Annotated in this window: 17 protein-coding genes; 4 read left to right on the forward strand and 13 right to left on the reverse strand. The window is 68.0% G+C overall.

The genetic code is table 11. The features are described 5' to 3' along the window. The first annotated feature begins 24 nt into the window (after positions 1-24). Positions 25-1,725 carry a Stk1 family PASTA domain-containing Ser/Thr kinase gene (gene pknB, locus QE392_RS03430; RefSeq protein ID WP_307447930.1) on the forward strand — a complete coding sequence of 567 codons (1,701 nt, stop codon included), beginning with the start codon at positions 25-27 and terminating at the stop codon, positions 1,723-1,725. Here the strand turns inward: pknB and QE392_RS03435 are convergent. From QE392_RS03435 to QE392_RS03445, 3 genes are read right to left on the reverse strand one after another with little or no spacing between them, the layout of a single operon-like run. After that, a complete protein-coding gene (locus tag QE392_RS03435; protein WP_307447933.1) occupies positions 1,697-2,353 on the reverse strand; it encodes an anthranilate synthase component II in 657 nt (218 codons plus the stop codon). The genes pknB and QE392_RS03435 overlap by 29 nt on opposite strands. Further along, complete coding sequence (locus tag QE392_RS03440; RefSeq protein WP_256334149.1) at positions 2,350-2,505, reverse strand: hypothetical protein; 156 nt, start codon at positions 2,503-2,505, stop codon at positions 2,350-2,352. The genes QE392_RS03435 and QE392_RS03440 overlap by 4 nt, the downstream gene beginning before the upstream one ends. Further along, on the reverse strand, positions 2,505-3,329 hold the full coding sequence (locus tag QE392_RS03445; protein WP_307447939.1) for a class E sortase: 825 nt from the start codon (positions 3,327-3,329) through the stop codon (positions 2,505-2,507). The genes QE392_RS03440 and QE392_RS03445 overlap by 1 nt, the downstream gene beginning before the upstream one ends. 55 nt (positions 3,330-3,384) lie before the next feature. Here QE392_RS03445 and QE392_RS03450 point away from each other — a divergent pair, with 55 nt between their 5' ends. Beyond that, positions 3,385-3,624: a cell division protein CrgA gene (locus QE392_RS03450; RefSeq protein WP_307447942.1), complete on the forward strand. Its 240-nt coding sequence runs from the start codon at positions 3,385-3,387 to the stop codon at positions 3,622-3,624. A gap of 51 nt (positions 3,625-3,675) precedes the next feature. Here QE392_RS03450 and QE392_RS03455 read toward each other — a convergent pair whose 3' ends face one another. Both QE392_RS03455 and QE392_RS03460 read right to left on the reverse strand, forming a co-directional pair. Next, positions 3,676-4,602: a rhomboid family intramembrane serine protease gene (locus QE392_RS03455; protein ID WP_307447945.1), complete on the reverse strand. Its 927-nt coding sequence runs from the start codon at positions 4,600-4,602 to the stop codon at positions 3,676-3,678. A gap of 18 nt (positions 4,603-4,620) precedes the next feature. Beyond that, positions 4,621-5,178: a peptidylprolyl isomerase gene (locus QE392_RS03460; RefSeq protein WP_307447947.1), complete on the reverse strand. Its 558-nt coding sequence runs from the start codon at positions 5,176-5,178 to the stop codon at positions 4,621-4,623. A 101-nt stretch (positions 5,179-5,279) separates the two neighbouring features. Here QE392_RS03460 and QE392_RS03465 point away from each other — a divergent pair, with 101 nt between their 5' ends. Then, complete coding sequence (locus QE392_RS03465) at positions 5,280-5,852, forward strand: DNA helicase (RefSeq protein ID WP_307447950.1); 573 nt, start codon at positions 5,280-5,282, stop codon at positions 5,850-5,852. Then, positions 5,849-6,322: an aminoacyl-tRNA deacylase gene (locus QE392_RS03470; RefSeq protein ID WP_307447953.1), complete on the forward strand. Its 474-nt coding sequence runs from the start codon at positions 5,849-5,851 to the stop codon at positions 6,320-6,322. The genes QE392_RS03465 and QE392_RS03470 overlap by 4 nt, the downstream gene beginning before the upstream one ends. 60 nt (positions 6,323-6,382) lie before the next feature. On the opposite strand, the gene QE392_RS03475 is transcribed toward QE392_RS03470, so the two are convergent. The 8 genes from QE392_RS03475 to QE392_RS03510 form a co-directional block, all read right to left on the reverse strand. Beyond that, entirely contained in the window at positions 6,383-6,835 is a 453-nt protein-coding gene (locus QE392_RS03475; protein ID WP_307447956.1) for an NUDIX hydrolase, read from the reverse strand. A gap of 297 nt (positions 6,836-7,132) precedes the next feature. After that, positions 7,133-9,787 (reverse strand): NtaA/DmoA family FMN-dependent monooxygenase, encoded by a 2,655-nt coding sequence (locus tag QE392_RS03480; protein ID WP_307447959.1) that lies wholly within the window; start codon positions 9,785-9,787, stop codon positions 7,133-7,135. A gap of 12 nt (positions 9,788-9,799) precedes the next feature. Continuing rightward, positions 9,800-11,494: a dipeptide ABC transporter ATP-binding protein gene (locus tag QE392_RS03485; protein WP_307447965.1), complete on the reverse strand. Its 1,695-nt coding sequence runs from the start codon at positions 11,492-11,494 to the stop codon at positions 9,800-9,802. 2 nt (positions 11,495-11,496) lie between these two features. Beyond that, positions 11,497-12,033, reverse strand: a complete 537-nt coding sequence (locus QE392_RS03490; protein ID WP_307447968.1) for an ABC transporter permease — start codon at positions 12,031-12,033, stop codon at positions 11,497-11,499. Further along, a complete protein-coding gene (locus QE392_RS03495; RefSeq protein ID WP_307447971.1) occupies positions 12,030-12,383 on the reverse strand; it encodes a hypothetical protein in 354 nt (117 codons plus the stop codon). The genes QE392_RS03490 and QE392_RS03495 overlap by 4 nt, the downstream gene beginning before the upstream one ends. Beyond that, complete coding sequence (locus QE392_RS03500; RefSeq protein ID WP_307447974.1) at positions 12,380-13,339, reverse strand: ABC transporter permease; 960 nt, start codon at positions 13,337-13,339, stop codon at positions 12,380-12,382. The genes QE392_RS03495 and QE392_RS03500 overlap by 4 nt, the downstream gene beginning before the upstream one ends. Positions 13,340-13,413: 74 nt before the next feature. After that, positions 13,414-15,039, reverse strand: a complete 1,626-nt coding sequence (locus QE392_RS03505) for an ABC transporter substrate-binding protein (RefSeq protein ID WP_307447977.1) — start codon at positions 15,037-15,039, stop codon at positions 13,414-13,416. A gap of 104 nt (positions 15,040-15,143) precedes the next feature. Further along, positions 15,144-17,075: a LuxR C-terminal-related transcriptional regulator gene (locus QE392_RS03510; protein WP_307447980.1), complete on the reverse strand. Its 1,932-nt coding sequence runs from the start codon at positions 17,073-17,075 to the stop codon at positions 15,144-15,146. Between the last annotated feature and the right edge of the window lie 43 nt (positions 17,076-17,118).

A 17,118-nucleotide genomic window follows, 5' to 3' on the forward strand; every position in this document is an offset into this window, starting at 1 on the left:
CCTTCACGCCCAGGAGCTTCTTTCGTGACCACTGAGACGCGCGTCCTGTCCGGGCGCTACCGCGTCGACGACCTCATCGGTCGCGGCGGCATGGCGAGCGTCTACCGCGGGTACGACGAGACGCTCGGCCGCACGGTGGCCATCAAGATCCTGAAATCGGACCTCGCCGGCGACGCCGCCTTCCGCACGCGCTTCCGCCTCGAAGCGCAGGCGGCCTCGCGCATGGCGCACCCCACCATCGTGCGTGTGTTCGACGCGGGCGAGGACGCCGAGGTCGGCGTCGACGGGGTCGAGCATCCCGTTCCGTACATCGTGATGGAGCTCGTTCAGGGTCGTCTGCTGAAGGACGTCATCTCCCAGGGCAACGTGCCGACCGACGATGCACTGCGCTACGTCGACGGCATCCTCGAAGCCCTCGAGTATTCGCACCGCGCCGGGGTCGTGCACCGCGACATCAAGCCCGGCAACGTCATGATCACCGACTCCGGCCGGGTGAAGGTCATGGACTTCGGCATCGCCCGCGCGGTGTCCGACTCGTCGTCGACGGTGGCGGAGACCACCGCGATCGTCGGTACCGCCGCCTACTTCTCGCCCGAGCAGGCCAAGGGCGAGTCGGTCGACGCCCGGGCCGACCTGTACTCCACCGGCGTCGTCCTATACGAACTCCTCACAGGGCGACCGCCGTTCCGCGGCGATACCCCCGTGGCTGTCGCCTATCAGCACGTCAGCGAAGCCCCGCTCCCGCCGAGCGAGATCGACGATTCGATCCCTCGAGCGCTGGATGCCGTCGTGCTGCGCGCCCTCGCCAAAGACCCGTTCCAGCGTCCACAGGATGCCGCGAGCTTCCGCGAGGCCCTCGACGAGACGATCGACGGCAAGGCGCCCACCAAGCGGCAGATGTCGGCACTGTCGAATGAGCTGTACGGGCCCAACCCGCGGCAGGCGGCCGAGACCGCGCGCTCGCTCCGGCAGCTCAGCACGGACACGACGATGCGCCGCACGCAGGCCGGGCCCCCCGTGGCCTGGATCTGGGCCGGCGTCAGTGTGCTCGCCGTGCTGCTGGTGGCCGTGCTCATCTGGGTGATGCAGATCCAGCCGGCCCGGGAGGTACCGACGGCGTCTCTCAGCGTGCCGAACGTCGTCGACATGTCGTACGACCGCGCGGCGGAGACGCTGGTGGGTCAGCAATTGACCACGGCGCGCGTGAACCAACCCGACGAGAACATCGCCGCCGGCAACGTGGTCAGCACCGTTCCCGAGGCGGGCACGACCGTCGCGGCCGGCCAGAAGGTCACTCTCTACGTCTCCACCGGACCGGACACCGCAACGGTTCCGACCCTCGAAGGCATCAACGAGAACGAGGCGCGCTCGGCGATCGAAGGGGCCGGACTGTCGGTCGGGTCGATCCGTCGGCAGAACGACCCGGCCCTCGCCGAAGGGACGGTCATCTCGTCCTCTCTCGAGTCGGGTACGGCTGTCGCGAAGGGCACGACGGTCAACCTCATCGTCGCCAGCGGTCAGGTCGTGATCGTCGACTTCACCGGATACACCGTCGATGCCGCCCGGCGCGAGCTGGAGTCCGAAGAGAAGCAGTTGACCGTCCGGACGCAGGACGACCCCGGATGCCGCGCCACGACGCCCCCGACGGTTGCGACGCAATCGCTGGCACCGGGCGAGGTGCCCGTCCACAGCGAGATCACGCTGACGGTGTGCACGGGTTCCTGACCCCACGCGGGTGAAGCAGGGCGCCGCGCTTCCTGGCACCGGGCAGCCCCGCGTCCTCGAGCCAACGGCCGAGCAGAAGGTGCCCACCCTCGGTGAGCACGCTCTCCGGGTGGAACTGGACGCCCTCGATGGGCGCGGCGCGGTGCCGGAGGCCCATGATGACTCCCCCCTCGGTCCGGGCCGTCACTTCGAGGTCGGCAGGAAGCGATGCCGGGTCGACGGCGAGCGAGTGGTATCGCGTGGCGATGAACCCGTCGGGGAGATCGTGGAACACGCCCGCGCCGCTATGACGGATGACACTCGTGATGCCGTGCAGCAGCTCCGGAGCGTGTCCCACTTTCGCGCCGAACGCCGTCGCGATGGCCTGGTGGCCCAGGCAGACGCCGAGGACGGGAACGCCCTCCGCGTATGCGGCTCGCACGACCTCGACCGAGGAACCGGCGTCGTCGGGGTGACCGGGGCCGGGGGAGATGAGGATGGCATCGACGTCGCGAACGATGCGGCCGGGAAGTTCCGGCTCGTCCGCCGGGCGCATCACGGTTTCCGCTCCCAGGTCGCGGACGTAGCCGGCGAGGGTGTGGACGAAGCTGTCGCGGTTGTCGACGACCGCGACGCGCCACGCCCTCACTCGACCGTGACCTCCTGGGGATAGACGATGTCGCTCACCCAGGGGAAGACGTAGAAGAAGAGTCCGTAGAGCACCGCAGCGAGCAGCACGAGGACGATCAAGAGGCGCACCCACCACGGACCGGGCAGGACTCGCCAGAGGGCTCCGTACATCAGGCGACTCCGGTGGTGAGGGAAAGCGGCGGGCCCGCGTCGGTGCGCGGTGTGAACGATTCGAAGACGCCGTAGGCGATGGCCCGCTCGGAAAAACCGTAGCGAGGGCTGCAGGTCGTCATGGTGATGACGCGGTCGGTCGCCTCGACCTGGGGCTGTTGCGGGAGCGGCAGCAGCACGTCCACACCGTCGGGACGGACGTACTCGAGGTTGCGGAACCGGTACGTGAACCAGCCCTCCTGCATTTCGATCACGACGGCATCACCGACGCGCAGCGAGGGCAGGTCGGCGAAGGGCGCCCCGTGGCTTCCGCGGTGGCCGGCGATGGCGAAGTTGCCGACTCCGCCCGGCATCGCGGTATCGGGGTAATGCCCGAGGCCGATCGGGTCGAGCGTGCGTGAAGCACTGACCCCTCCTGCGACGGTGAAGTGGTAATCGGGTCCCAGACGCGGGATGTGCACCACGCCGAAGCGTTCGGCATCCGCCGGCTGCTCGAGGGCGGGCGGGTCGGCCGTCGCCGGCCCGGCGGGCTGGCCGGGCTCGGCCGGCGCGGCGGATGCGCTCGGAAGCGGGGGGACGGGATCCGCCGCCCACTGCTCGCTCAACTCCTTGCCCTGGTCCTTGAACTGCGCCCCGATGATGGCATCGCCGATCCACAACTGCCACACCACGAAGAGCAGCACGACGACTCCGGCCGTGACGAGCAGGTCGCCGATGACGCCGATCACCGACACACCCCGACGGCGCGCGGGTGCGGGTGCCGGCGCGGTCTCGGACGCCGCGCGCCGGGCGCGACGGGTCTGCGGCTGCGTGTCGGTGTGCACGGGGTGCAGTCTAGTTCCGTGGGTTCGGCGACACCTGAGCATTAGACTGTGGCCCATGGCTCGAACTGGCAAGGGCGACGACCCGATCGCTGAACGCAACGACGGCAACGCGGCTCCGAACCCGGTGTGGTTCCTGCCCATCATGATCGGTCTCATGCTGATCGGCCTGGTGTGGGTCCTGGTGTTCTACCTGAGCAACTCAACTTTCCCCATTCCCGGTATCGGCGCCTGGAACCTCGTGATCGGCTTCGGCATCGCCTTTGTCGGCTTCCTGATGACTACCCGGTGGCGCTGACTTACACGCGTGTAATTCATCCCCACTTGTGGACGGGGCTGTGGATAACTCCTACCCGAGGGTGAAGGCCGGGATCGCGAGAAGCGCGATCAGCGCGATGCCCAACCCGACGAGAAGGCCGATCTGCACGCCTCGTTGCGACGCCGCCCGCGTACGCGCGTAGACCAGGCCCACGAGCGCCCCGGCCGCCAGGCCCCCCAGATGCGCCTGCCACGAGATCCCCACCGCGGTGAGGGAGGCGATGAAGTCTCCCGAACCGATGGCGTTGATGGCGGCGAGGACGAACGGCCACGCGAAGTTGACGGCGATGAGGATGCCGATCACCCGGATGTCCGCGCCGATGTGGCGGCCGATCACGAGCAGCGCGCCGAAGAGGGCGAAGATCGCTCCCGATGCCCCGACCGTCCACACTCCCGGCGCGAGCAGCGTCACAGCGACCGAGCCGCCGAGGGTGCCCAAGAGGTAGAGCGCGAGGAAACGGCCGCGCCCGAGCAGTGGCTCGAGGCTGCGACCGATGAACCAGAGAGCCGCCATGTTGAGGGCGACGTGGAAGAAGCCGTCGTGCACGAGCGCGACGGTGAAGAGGCGCCACGGCTGGAAGACGCCGGCCTGGGGCAGCACGAAGTAGCTGTTGAACGCCAGAAGGCTGGAGACGATCCCTCCGAGCCCGGGGATCAGACCGATGATGTACACGAGCCCGGTGATGGCGACGATCGCGAGCGTCACCCGCGGGCGACCCGTGGCGACCACCGTCATCGACCGTGACGCCCAGCGACGTTCCGCCTTCTTCTGGGCGGGCGTCTGCGCCGCCTGCTGCTGCGCCATGCACTCCGGGCAGATGACGCCGACGGCGGCGGGGGTGCGGCATTCCGAGCAGACGGTGCGCATGCACCGCTGGCACAGGACGAAGCTCTGCCGATCCGGATGCCGGTAGCAGAAGTTGTCGCTGTTGCGCCGGAACTCCTCAGTGGTGGACACCCGCCGCCGCCCGGAGAGTCAGACCGAGACGACGTCGACCGACTGGAGCACCACGGGCTCGATCGGACGGTCGCCGGCGGCGGTGGGGACCGACGCGATCGCGTCGACCACGGCCTTCGAGGCGTCATCGGCGACCTCGCCGAAGATGGTGTGCTTGCCCTGCAGCCACGGGGTGGGGTCGGTCGTGATGAAGAACTGGGAACCGTTCGTCCCCTCCGCCTGACCGGTGATCGCGTTGCGACGCAGACCGGCATTGGCCATGGCGAGCTTGTAGGGCGCGGTGAAGTCGAGCTCGGGGCTGATCTCGTCGTTGAACGTGTAACCGGGGCCGCCGATGCCCTGTCCGAGGGGGTCGCCGCCCTGGATCATGAAGTTGGGGATGATCCGGTGGAAGATGACGTCGGTGTACAGGGGACCCTCGCCCTTGGCGCCGGTGGCCGGGTTGGTCCACTCCTGCGTCCCGTCGGAGAGGCCGATGAAGTTGCGGACCGTCCGGGGAGCGTGGTCTCCGAACAGGTTGACGACGATGTCGCCGTGGTTGGTGTGCAGGGTCGCGACGGCGGTGTGGTGTGCCATGGGTACATTCTCTCAGAGTTATCTGCAAGGGTCGGCGGGCCGGGCGGCCCGTTCTGGCAAGATGAACGCAACGTACATCCCATCGATAGGGAGGATCAGCCGTGGGCCTCAGCCGCAAGAGCAAGAAGGAACTGCGCAAGCTCCAGAAGCACGCCGCCAAGGTGTGGGAGTCGCAGCAGGTGCTGCTGGGCGAGAGCGGGAAGGTCGCTCGCGAAGCCGGCCACCAGCTCGGTCGCTTCAGCCGCGAAGACCTCGTCCCCGCCGTGCAGGACGGCTACGGCAAGTACGCCGCGCCGTACGTCGACAAGACCGTCAAGGGCACGAACCGCTTCCTCAGCCACAAGGTGGTCCCGGCTGCCGGCGCCGTCGTGGGCGGAGCTCTGTCTGTCTGGGATGCCGCGGGCGATACACGTGACCGCCTCGCCAAGGGCAAGGGCTTCGAGCTCGACACCCACAAGTACGCCAAGCGGGCCGAGAAGTACGGCAAGCAGGCCACCAAGCGCCTCGCCAAGAAGCTCCCGTCGCAGAAAGAGGGCATCGGCGCCGGCGGCGTCATCGCCATCATCCTCGGCGTCGTCGCAGCCGCCGGTGTCGCGTACGCCGCGTGGCAGACCCTGCGCGCCGACGACGAGCTGTGGGTGGCCGACGACCCGCTGCGCGCGCCGGACGCGTGAGCGACCCCACCACGAGAGTCCGAGAGGCCGCGCGCGAGCGCGGCCTCTCTGTCGATGTGCGTGAACGTCCCGAGGCGTCCAGCGTCGACGAGGCCGCCGAACTGCTCGGGATCCCGTCGGCATCCATCGTGAAGACGCTCGTCGTGAAGCGTTCCGACGACACGTATCTCTTCGCACTCATCCCCGGCGATCGGGCGATCTCCTGGCCGAAGCTCCGAGCCCTCGTGGGCGTGAACAAGCTCCGCCTGCCGGAGCCCGAGCTGGCGCGGGCGGCGACGGGGTACGAGCGCGGCACGATCGTGCCCATCGGCAGCAGCACCGCCTGGCCCGTATACGCGGATGAACGAATCGTGGGCACCCGGATCGCGATGGGCGCCGGCGCACACGGCTACAGCCTCTTCGTCGACGCCGACGACCTGATCGCCGCCTACGGCGCCGTCGTCGCGGACATCAGCGCCGACCGGGGGTGATGCCGTCCACCCGGGGAGCCGCGGATGGCGGGAACTCGCGATCGACGAGCACTCGGAGAATCAACGCGCCGCGTCGACACCAGTCGACGCGGGGAGTCTCGCCATTCGCAGCGCGATGTCGACGAGTTGCACGCGGCGCAGTTTGCGCACCGCCGGCATCGTGAACCACACCGCTCGATCCGTGGACCCGTCCATCTCGTGACGCAGTCGTCCGCCGACGACGTGTGCGCGATAGACGATTCGGAGGGTGCGCAGGGGTACCGCCGCATCAACGTCAAGACGCGAGGCGGCCGGGATGACCCGCGAATGGATGCCGAGCAGCTCGTCGATGGCGATCCAGTATCCGCTCTCTTCCTGGGCTTCGCGGCGAGCGGCGTGCTCCGGGTCTTCTCCGGGCTCCAACCCTCCACCCGGCAGCGTCCACGCCGAACGACGACCCTCGACCCAGTGCGCGAGCAGCAAGCGATCGGCGTCGTCGGTGATGACGGAGTACGCCGCGACTCGCATGTCCATTGCGACACACTAGCGGCGTGGGCATCAGCGTGCTCGCGGGGAATCCGTCATTCCCGCCCGAGCGAATCCAGTCCTGCACGAGTGCCGTCGCCGATCGCCACCGCCGCCTGCAGGCTTGCGCGTCACGACCGGGCTGTCGGCGACACTACCCAGGCGCGCATGGAACGCGTCTAGGGCGGACCAGTCGGTGCCCGTCGCGATGCGCACCATCCCCTCCCAGCAGAACGTCAATCTCCGCTCGCCGGGCAGCTCCGCGAGCGTTCCTGCGGCCGCGGAACAGATGGGGGCCCAGGCGGGTCATCGCTCCCGGCGGCCCTCACCGATGTGCCAGGAATACAGGAGTCCGTCTCCGCGCAACAGCTCGGCTCCGACCGCGCGCTGCTGGTACACGACGGGGTTGTGCGATGAGAGCGTGCGCGCATTACGCCAATGCCGATCGAGCCTTCGCGCTTCGCTCGTCGCAGACGCGCCACCCACCTCGAACAGACTCGTCGTCGCCGTCAGCACGGCATCGGTCACTGTGGACTGCGCCTGAACGGCGGCGAGTTCAGCGAGTCGAACGTGGTCGGCGGCATCCGGCGCGTCGCTCGCCACCGCCTCGTGCGCGGCCTGCACGACCCGGGCCGCGGCAAGCGTGGTCGCTTCTGCTGCGTACACGAGTCCGGCGATCCGACCGACGACCTGCTGCACGAGCGGATCGTCCGCGGCCTGGTCGGCGAGTCCCTGGCTGTACACGCGCGTGCGGGTGCGCACGAAGCCGACGGCATCCCGAAGCGCAGCACGCCCGACTCCGACGAGGGCGGCGAGGAGGACGAGCTGGAGGAACGCGGTCGTGTGCGTCGGCGCAGCAACGATCGGCGTCAGGTCGGCTGGATCGACGGCGACGTTCGCGAACGTCGTCGTCCCGCTGCCCGTCACTCGCTGCCCGAAGCCGTCCCAGTCGTCTCTCCGGTCCACCCCGTCGGCACGAGCGTTCACGATGACGCTGACCTGCTTGTCGTCGTCATCCAGCGCGGCGACCCAAATCCAGTCCGCGAACAGCGAGCCGGTGCTGTAGTGCTTCGCGCCATCGAGGCGGAGTCCGTCGGAGGTGCGCCGCACGCGCGTGTTGAATGCGCCGACTCCGGCCGAGGAACGTTCGCTCGTCGCGTTGCCGAGCAGCGCCCCGTCAACCACCCGCGCGAGCCACACTTCCCTCCGCGGGTCATGCGGTCGACTCACCCACCCCTCGACTGCCGAAACGTGCGCACGGAGAAGCTGCGGCAGGTTGGAGTCCGCTTCGCCGAGCTCGATGAGGAGTCGGAACAATTCGACCACGGTGGCCCCTGCGCCGCCGGACGCGACGGGAATGGCTACCGCGCCGAACCCCTCCGCACGCAAGAGTTCGATCTCATCGAACGGGAGACGCCGATCGCGTTCACGGGCGGTCGCCCCCTCGGCGATCCGGGCGAAGATCGGCCGGTATCGCTCGGCCAGAGCTGCGTAGCGAGATTCGTCGGCGACGACACTCATGCGTTCGCCCCTTCTGCGGATCGAGCCGCGGTCATCGGTGTGGTCGTTCCCGCGCTCACTGATGGATCCGTGGAGCGGAACGCACCCCGGTACGCGGCGGCCGGGTGCGTCTCGGGGAGCAGCGGACCCGCGCCGAACAAGCGCTCCCGAAGGGACCCCGGCGGGTAAGCGGTGCGGTAGCGTCCTCGACGCTGAAGCTCCGGCACGAGCAGATCGACGACGTCCGCGAACGTCCCCGGCGACACGTACTGGACGACGTTGAACCACGTCGACGCCGGTCGCCTCGGCGATCTCCTCGACGCGGTCGGCGACCTGCGCGGCCGTACCGCTCACGAAGAATTCGTCGCGCTCGGGGAACGCGAATCGCTCGACGATCGTCCGACCGGTGTCGCTGCTCTCGAGGCTCGTGATCTCCTTCTCGTACGACTCGATATGCCCACGGCGGGAGTACTGCAGAACCTGGCCGGGCGCGAGTGCTGCGACATCGATACCCGTGCCACCGCCGAAATGCACGAGGTACCCCTCGATGTCGCGCAACCCGAGCAGCTCCTCCTTCTTGAGCCGGGCCTCGGCCTCTGTCTCCCCGATGATCAGATTGAGCCCCGCGAAGGCTCTCACCGCATGGCGACCGCGACCGATCTCCTCAGCACGGTCGCGGATCTCACGGACATTGGCCGCCACACCCGCGAGCGTCTGCGCAGACACGAAGACGCCCTCCGCGTTGCGCGCGGCGAACTCCTTCCCGCGGCCTGAACTGCCGGCCTGGTAGATCACGGGTGTGCGTTGCGGACTCGGTTCGGACAGGTGCGGCCCGTCGACGGTGAAGTACTTTCCGACGTGTCCGATCTCATGCACCTTGCGCGGATCGGTGTAGCGTGCCGCGGCACGGTCACGCTCGACGGCATCCGCTTCCCACGAGCCCTCCCAGAGCTTGTACAAAACGTCCAGGAACTCCTCCGCGAGCTCGTAACGGTCGTCGTGCCGGACCTGCTCGCGCAACCCGAAGTTGCGCGCCGCGTCCGGCAGATAACCGGTGACCACGTTCCACGCGACGCGGCCCTTCGTCAGGTGATCGAGAGTCGAGAACCGGCGCGCATTGCCGAACGGCGGCTCGTACGTCGTCGAAGCCGTCACCGCGAAAGCCAGATGCCGCGTCACGGCCGCCATGGCCGGCACGATGAGGAACGGATCGTTGTTGGGGATCTGGATGCCGCGCTCGACGGCCGCATCTCGGCTTCCGCCGTACACATCGTAGGTGCCGACGACATCGGCGATGAACATGGCGTCGAACAAACCGCGCTCGAGCAACTGAGCCGTCTCGGTCCAGTACTCGAGATCGGTGTACTGGTGCCGGCGGTTGTCGGGATGCACCCACAGCCCGTGGTTGATGTGGCTGACGGTGTTCATCTCGAACCCGTTCAGAATGAGTTCGCTACCCATGGTGCAGAGTCCTTACTGAGAGCGCCGCGGCAGGTCGACGACCGACGCGAGCAGCTGACGGGTGTAGTCGTGCTGAGGGTCGCGGAAGACGCATTCCACGCTGCCGCGCTCCACGACGCGGCCGTCCTTGAAGACCAGTACATCGTCGGCGATGTGGCGCACGACACCGAGATCGTGGCTGATGAACAGGTAGCTCCGCGTCAGCTCACGCTGCAGGTCCGCCAGAAGGTCGAGCACTTGCGCCTGGATCGAGACGTCCAAGGCCGATACCGGCTCGTCCAGTACGAGGATGCGAGGCTGCAGTGCGAGAGCGCGGGCGATCGCGACGCGCTGACGCTGTCCGCCGGACAGGGTGATCGGGCGGCGGGGCCCGGTCGCGGCGGGAAGGCCTACCTGGTCGAGCAGTTCGATCGCGCGCGCTGTCCGTTCTGCGCGCGGGGTCCCGCCGGCCTCGAGAGCGTTCAGCAGGATGCGTCGCACCGTGTGGCGGGGATCGAACGAACTCAGTGGGTCTTGATTCACCAGCTGGACCTCGGGCCGAAGAGTGCGACGGTCGCGCTCGCGGCCCGGCACCCAGGGCAAGCCGCCCAGTTCCACGGTGCCCGCGTCCGGCGCGACGAGGCCGAGGACGATACGCGCGACGGTCGACTTCCCCGACCCGGACTCGCCGACGATCCCCAAGGTGGTCCCGGACCGTACGGTGAACGACACGTCGTCTACGACACGCCGACGTGTACCGTCGGGTCCGCGGTACTCCTTGATCAAGCCGCTCGCAGCGATGCCCGGCGCGACCGAATCGAGTCGATCTGCGCGCTCCCTCCGCGATTGGACGCGCGCGACCGGAGCATCGGAAAGCCGAGACCCCTTCGGGTGCGCGCCCGGCACCGCCGCGAGCAGCCGCTTCGTGTACGCATGCTGCGGATCGAGCAGCACCTGCTCCGTCGTGCCGGACTCGACGATCCGGCCATGTTGCATAACGGCGATCTCATCGGCGACTCGACTGACGACGGCGAGGTCATGGGAGATGAGGACTATGCCGGTCCCGGCGTGCGTGAGGGCGTCGAGCAGGTCGAGGACCTGCGCCTGGACGGTGACGTCGAGTGCTGTCGTCGGCTCATCGGCGATGAGCAGTCGAGGCTGCAGAGCGATCGCCTGCGCGATGAGGGCTCTCTGACGCAGACCTCCTGACAGCTCCCCTGGCCGTTGCCGACGGCGGAACTCCGGGTCGGGAACGCCGGCGCGGCCGAGCGCCTCGATGATCCTCTCGCGGCGAGCCCGGGGTCCGCCGAACCGATGCAGCTTCAGCACCTCCCCGATCTCGCGACCGATCGGGCGCAGCGGGTCGAGAGAGACGAGTGCGTCCTGGAGGACGTAACCGACTTCGTGCCCACGGATCCGGCGCCAGTCGCGTTCGCCGAGGGCTCTCGCATCCCGGCCGAGCACATCGCGGCGGGTGGCGGTCACCCGGGCGTCCGCTCCGTTGAGGCCGATCAAGCTGCGTGCTGTCACGGTCTTACCGGAGCCCGACTCGCCGACGAGCGCGAGCGTTCGACCCGCCTGGAGGCGGAGCGAGACATCGTGGACGACGGGAACGATTCCCCGCGGAGTCTGGAAGGCGATATCGAGCCCCTCGACGCGGATGAGCTCGACCGGAGCGGACGCCGTGGCGGCCACGTAGATGTCGGTGTGCACCTCAGATGTGGGCACGATCAAACCTTCCCTTCCACACGGCGCTGGACGTAACGGCCGACAACGCTCGTGGCGAGCGCGCTCGCCGAGATAGCGATCCCTGGGAAAACGGCGATCCACCAGGCGAGTTGGATGTAGTTGCGCCCGTCGGAGAGCATCGTGCCCCACTCAGCGGCGGGCGGCGCCGCCCCGAGCCCAAGGAAGCTGAGGGCCGAAGCCCACACAATGGCCTGACCGACGCCGAGAGTGGCCAACGCGAGCAGTGGTCGGGCGACGTTCGGCAGAATCGTCCGGCCGAGGATCCGAGCGGGCGTGAGGCCCAGGCCCACGTTCGCCTCGACGTATCCGGACGACAGCACCTGAAGCGTCTGCACGCGCAGAATGCGCGCGTACCCTGGCGCGGAGCCCAGACCGACGGCGGCGACGACGGTGGCGAGGCCCGGCCCCGCGATTGCGATGAAGATGAGGGCGAGCAACAGACTCGGGAACGCGAACATCACCTCCACGACGCGGGAGATCACGGCATCCACCCGGCCCCCGGCCACCGCGGCGGTCACGCCGAGGAGCGCTCCGACGCCGAGCCCGACGACGGTCGCACCCAGGCCGACGGCGAGCGACTGACCGGCACCTTCGACCACACCCGGGAGAAGACGTCGCGCCCGATCTGGTCCGTGCCGAAGAGGTGGTCGCTGGTCGGTGCCTGCAGATTTCTGGCCGCCTCGACAGCGAACGGGTCGTGTGGCTGCAGGAGCGATGGCCAGAGCGCGCTCGCGGCGAGCGTCAGCAGGAAGAGGGTCGCGATCACGACGCCGACCGGTACTCCGCGCAACCGGGCGACGATCCCGCCGCGGTCGACGAACGCCGCGACAGCCGCGCGATCGTCGAGAGGGGATGTGGGGGTGGTCATTCCGACTCCGTCCGTACGATGCGGGGGTCGACGATGCGCGACGCTACGTCGACACCGAGATTGACGACGACATACACAAGGCTGATGAAGAGCACCACTGCAACGACAATCGGGGAGTCGCGCGCGACGATCGCATCCACGAGGCTGCGGCCGAGTCCCTGTCGAGCGAAGATCACCTCGGCGACCACGGCGCCACTGATGAGCGAACCGACCGCCCAGCCGGACAGGCTGATTGCAGGGAGGAGTGCGTGCCGGAGACCGTGCACGACGCGGACCCGCCACTCCCCCGCCCCTCGCGCGCGTGCAGTGAGCACGAATGGTTGGGCCAGGGCGTCGTCGAGGGCCTCACGCGTCACCTGAGCGAGGAATCCGGCGAGGGGAATCGCCATTGCGAGCGCCGGCAAGACGATCGTTCGCGGGTCCGACCCGGATGGCGGCACCCAGCGCAGCGTGAACGCGAACACCACGAGCAGCACGAGCGCGATCCAGAAAGGGGGGATCGCGGCGAACACGACCTCCACTCCCCGACCGATTGCATCAGCCAACCGCCCGCGCCGGACGGTGAACAGTGCGAGAAGCAGCGCCAGGGTCCATGCGGCGACGATGGACGCGATCGTGAGCTGGAGCGTCGGTCCCACTTGCGGCAGCAGATAGGTGATGACGGGCGACTTCTTCACGTACGACATCCCGAGGTCGCCGTGCAGAATGTCCCCCAGGTAGTTCAGGTACTGCACGACGACGGGTTGATCGAGCCCGTACTGCACGCGCGCGGCTTCGATCGTCGCCTCGCTCGGCGCGGACCCGGGGCCGCCGAGGATCGTCAGCACGGGGTCGCCGGGGATGAGCTTGAGCGCGAGGAACGCGAGCGACACAGCGGCCCAGACCACGAGCACCGACCCGAGGGTCCGCACGAGCACGCGGCGGAGCCAGGTGCGGCCGCTTGTGATTCCGGACACGGACTCGGGTACACCGGTTGAACGGGAGGCCGTGGTCCCGCGTACAAGCGAGACCACGGCCCGGACCCCGGTCATCAGCCGACCACCTGCGCGTCGTAGAGGTATGGCAGCGACAGCGACGGCTCGACGACGACGTTCGAGACCGCATCCTTCCGGCTCGCGAGATCGGTGCTCTGCGCGTACAACGTCACCTGCAGGGCGGCATCGCTGATGATCTTCTGGGCGTCGTCGTACAGAGACCGGCGCTGGTCGACCGTCGTCGTCGCGAGCGCATCGTTCAGAATCTCGTCGAGCTGAGGGTTGCTGTAGCCCGAGCCGTTCGGCACCCAGCCCGAGGATTGCAGGTACTCCGTCGAGAACACGATTCGCAGCACATCGGGGGTATTGGTGTTCCAGTACTGCGTACGCAGGTCGTAGTCAAAGGTGCTGCTGCGTTTCGTCGTGGTCGCCGAGTCGGCCTGCTGCACATCGAGGTGGAAGCCCGCCTTCTTGACGTTCGCCTGTATCTGGGTGATCAGATCTGTGAGAGCGGCAGGGTTGTCGGCGGCTGTGTACGGGTAAGAGATGCTCAGTCGCTGGCCGTTCCTGGTGCGATAGCCGTCGCTATCTCGCGCGGTCCAGCCGGCCGCATCGAGGAGCGCATTGGCTCTGTCGAGGTCGAGGTCGTAGACGTGTTCGAAGTCCGGCGAGTAGAAAGGAGTGACCGAACTCAGCGGGCCACCTACGTATGTCGCGGTGCCGAGGAACACGCTGTCGATGCTCGTGCGAGCATCTGCGGACAGCAGGAAGGCCTGTCGCACCGACAGATCGTCAAAGGGCGCGCGGGTCACATTGAGCTGCAGCGAGGTCGGGTTGCCCGGGCGCTCGTAGCGGCTGACTACGACGTTCGGGTCTCCCGAGGCTTCCTCCGTATTCTCGGGCGGGAGCGAGTCGATCACGTCGACGTCCCCGGTGCGCAGCGAGCCGTATCGGCTGGCGTTCTCCGGAATGATGCGCCAGGTGATCTTCGCGATGGACGCGGGGCCGCTGTGCTCGGCATACGGCGGAGCGCTGTTGTACTCGTCGTTGCGCTCCAGCACGACCTCCTGCTGGGGCGTGTACGAAACGATCTTGAAGGGGCCGGAGCCGACCGGCGAGGCGCAGTTCTCCTCCTGCGGCCGAGCGAGCGCGGTGGGCGACTCGATACCGAGGAACGGCTGAGCGAGAACCTCCAAGAACGCGGCGTACGGACGGTTCAGCGTCACCACGGCAGTCGTGTCATCCACTACCTGGGTGCTCTCATACGGCTTCAGGTAGCCCCCGGCCGTACCCGACTGTGTCGCCGGGTCGACCATGTGGTCGAGGTTCGCTTTCACGGCTGAGGCGTCGAAGGGCGTTCCATCGGTGAACGTCACATCGTCTCGCAGATGGAATGTCCACGTGAGAGCGTCCGGCGACACTTCCCAGGAAGTCGCGAGCCACGGGTGGATGTTGCCCTGCGCATCTTGCGACACCAGGGAGTCGAGGTATTGCGCCGCGATACTCGCCTGCGGCATGTCACCGCCGACGTGGGGGTCCAGGCACGAGATGTCCTTGCCTGTCGCGTAGACGATGGAGCTGTTATCGGCGGTCTCGCCGGGCGCGGAGCAGGCGGTCAACGCCAGCGTGCTTGCGCTGACGACGGCCAAGAGGATCCCGGCGCGGTGGAGGAGGGACGACATGATCTCGCCTTCGATCTGTGGGGTGACGATGCAAGGGGGACGGCGCAACGATAGGAAGCTCCGCGAGGAGGCTTCGCCTCGTTCCGTAGCAATACGTCACTTCTTCACGAGACCGTGAGCCACCCCGGGGTGCGCGTTCTTGTGTCTGCGAAAGCCGTCGGTCCGATTCGCCGGCTGACACCGCCGATGTGCTGGTAGACGAGCCGCGGATGTCCGAGAGAGGTATCGGAGATCTGCGACGGAAACGACAAGCAGTCGTGGGAACGGTCGCCGAAGTAGTAGCCCCCGTTGACGCCCCGGTGCACGTTGCGCCGGATCGCCTCGATGACGCTCGTCGACAGGTCGAGGCGCGACGCGGTTGCCCAGCCGTGGGCGATGACGCCCACCATGTCGAACTGCAGACCAGCGGTGAGCCATGGCGTCGTGTGGTGCATGTGCGCGAAGTCGCGTTCGAAGTTCGCGCTGATCGCGTCGCGCGGACGGCCGCTGTTGCTCGCCCAGACGAAGCCTTCGGGCGGTGGTACCCGCAGCTCGGGTGTGCCGGGCACCCACAATCCGAAAAGCAGCGACGGAAATGAGCTCGCCTCGAAAGCCTCGAGGAAAATCGAGACCAGATGAGGGTCGAAGGAGGCCAGCAGCACCGCACTCGGCGGGTCGTTCCGCAGGTCTTGCACCGCCGATCGCCACGACGCCTCGTCCCGGGCCTCGACGAGGTCGACTCCCTTGATCGGCGCTCCGCCGCGACCGCGACGGATCGGGCCGACGACACCGGGGTCCTCGCCGAGCACCACGACGCGGCCATCGCCGGCAGGGATCCTCTGCTGTCTGATCGCATCTCTCACGAACGAGGTGAACGCCGTCCCATAGACGTCGACGCTCGGGCATATGCGATAGGTAAAGGGCCCATGACGGCCCGCCGGTCCGTCGTGCACATTGTGCAGGACGGGGATCTCCCGCTCCCCCGCGTTCTCAAGGAACCGCTCCGCGGAACCCGCACCGTGGAAGTAGGTGAGAGCATCGATCGCGCCAGCATCCCAGCCGTCCAGCACGGCAACCGGATCTCCGTCTACGGGTACCGCCGCCCACCGCAGCTCGATCGGTCGGTCACGAACGCCGCCGCGGCGGTTGATCGTCTCGAGGGCGAGTTGTGCGCCGCGCCGAAGATCTGCGCCCGTGCCCCCGTCGGGTGCCACGGCGCCGATCACGAGAGGCCGTCGGGGCGCGAAGAAGCTCGGTGACACGCGGCGCACGCCGGAGGAGGCTGTGGCGTTCGCGGCAGCCGTGTGCGCCGGGCGCGGTTCCGAGATCCGTCGCAATCCTTCCTCGACGGCGATCGTGGCCAGGACGCTCCGACGCCGCTGGCCGAGTTTCGACAGCAAGTGTTCCACGTGCGAACGGACCGTGCTCGCGCTCAACGCCAGGGAATCGGCGATGGACTGATTCGTCTCACCGAGGGTGATCAGGGTCAGCACATCGAGTTCTCGAGCGGTGAGACCGTAAGGAGGGGGCACCTTCGTCGCACTGAGCTCGACGGTGAGCCGGTCGGTGCCGGCGGGTCCGACCTCGATCCGGAACCAATCGCGGCCCGTCACGAGGAGGCCGCGCACGGGCGCCGACCGGCGGGCATCGAAGTGCAAGACCAGTTCGCGCAGCCCGTCATGCGCGTCGAAGAACGCGGAGTCCGACGCCGAAAGTCCTCGCTCCGTGCGCACGAGCCAACGTACGTGCGGCTCCTCCTCAAACGATGGGGCAGACATGCTCCAAGTATTTGTCGTCCTGCCATGGGTCGAATGACCCATGTCATATTGAGTCGAACCGCGCGTCTCCTCTTGAGTCGAACCGCGTAGGGACGCGACTGGCCACGTTCTCCTGGCTGGAAGGAGCGACGACTGAGACGCCGGAGGCTCGACCGGTTCAGCGCCTCGTGTGCGGTGGTCAACGGGCGAATCGGCTGCCGCCGCGCCAGACGCATGCATCACCTCGGTACAGGCGTTAGACACCGCGGCAAACGCTTCATCCCCATCGCCGACGACCACCCCACGTTCGTCCACACCGACGCCGGCTGCATGATCGCGACCA

Source organism: Microbacterium proteolyticum, from assembly GCF_030818075.1.
Classification (GTDB): Bacteria; Actinomycetota; Actinomycetes; order Actinomycetales; family Microbacteriaceae; genus Microbacterium; species Microbacterium proteolyticum_A.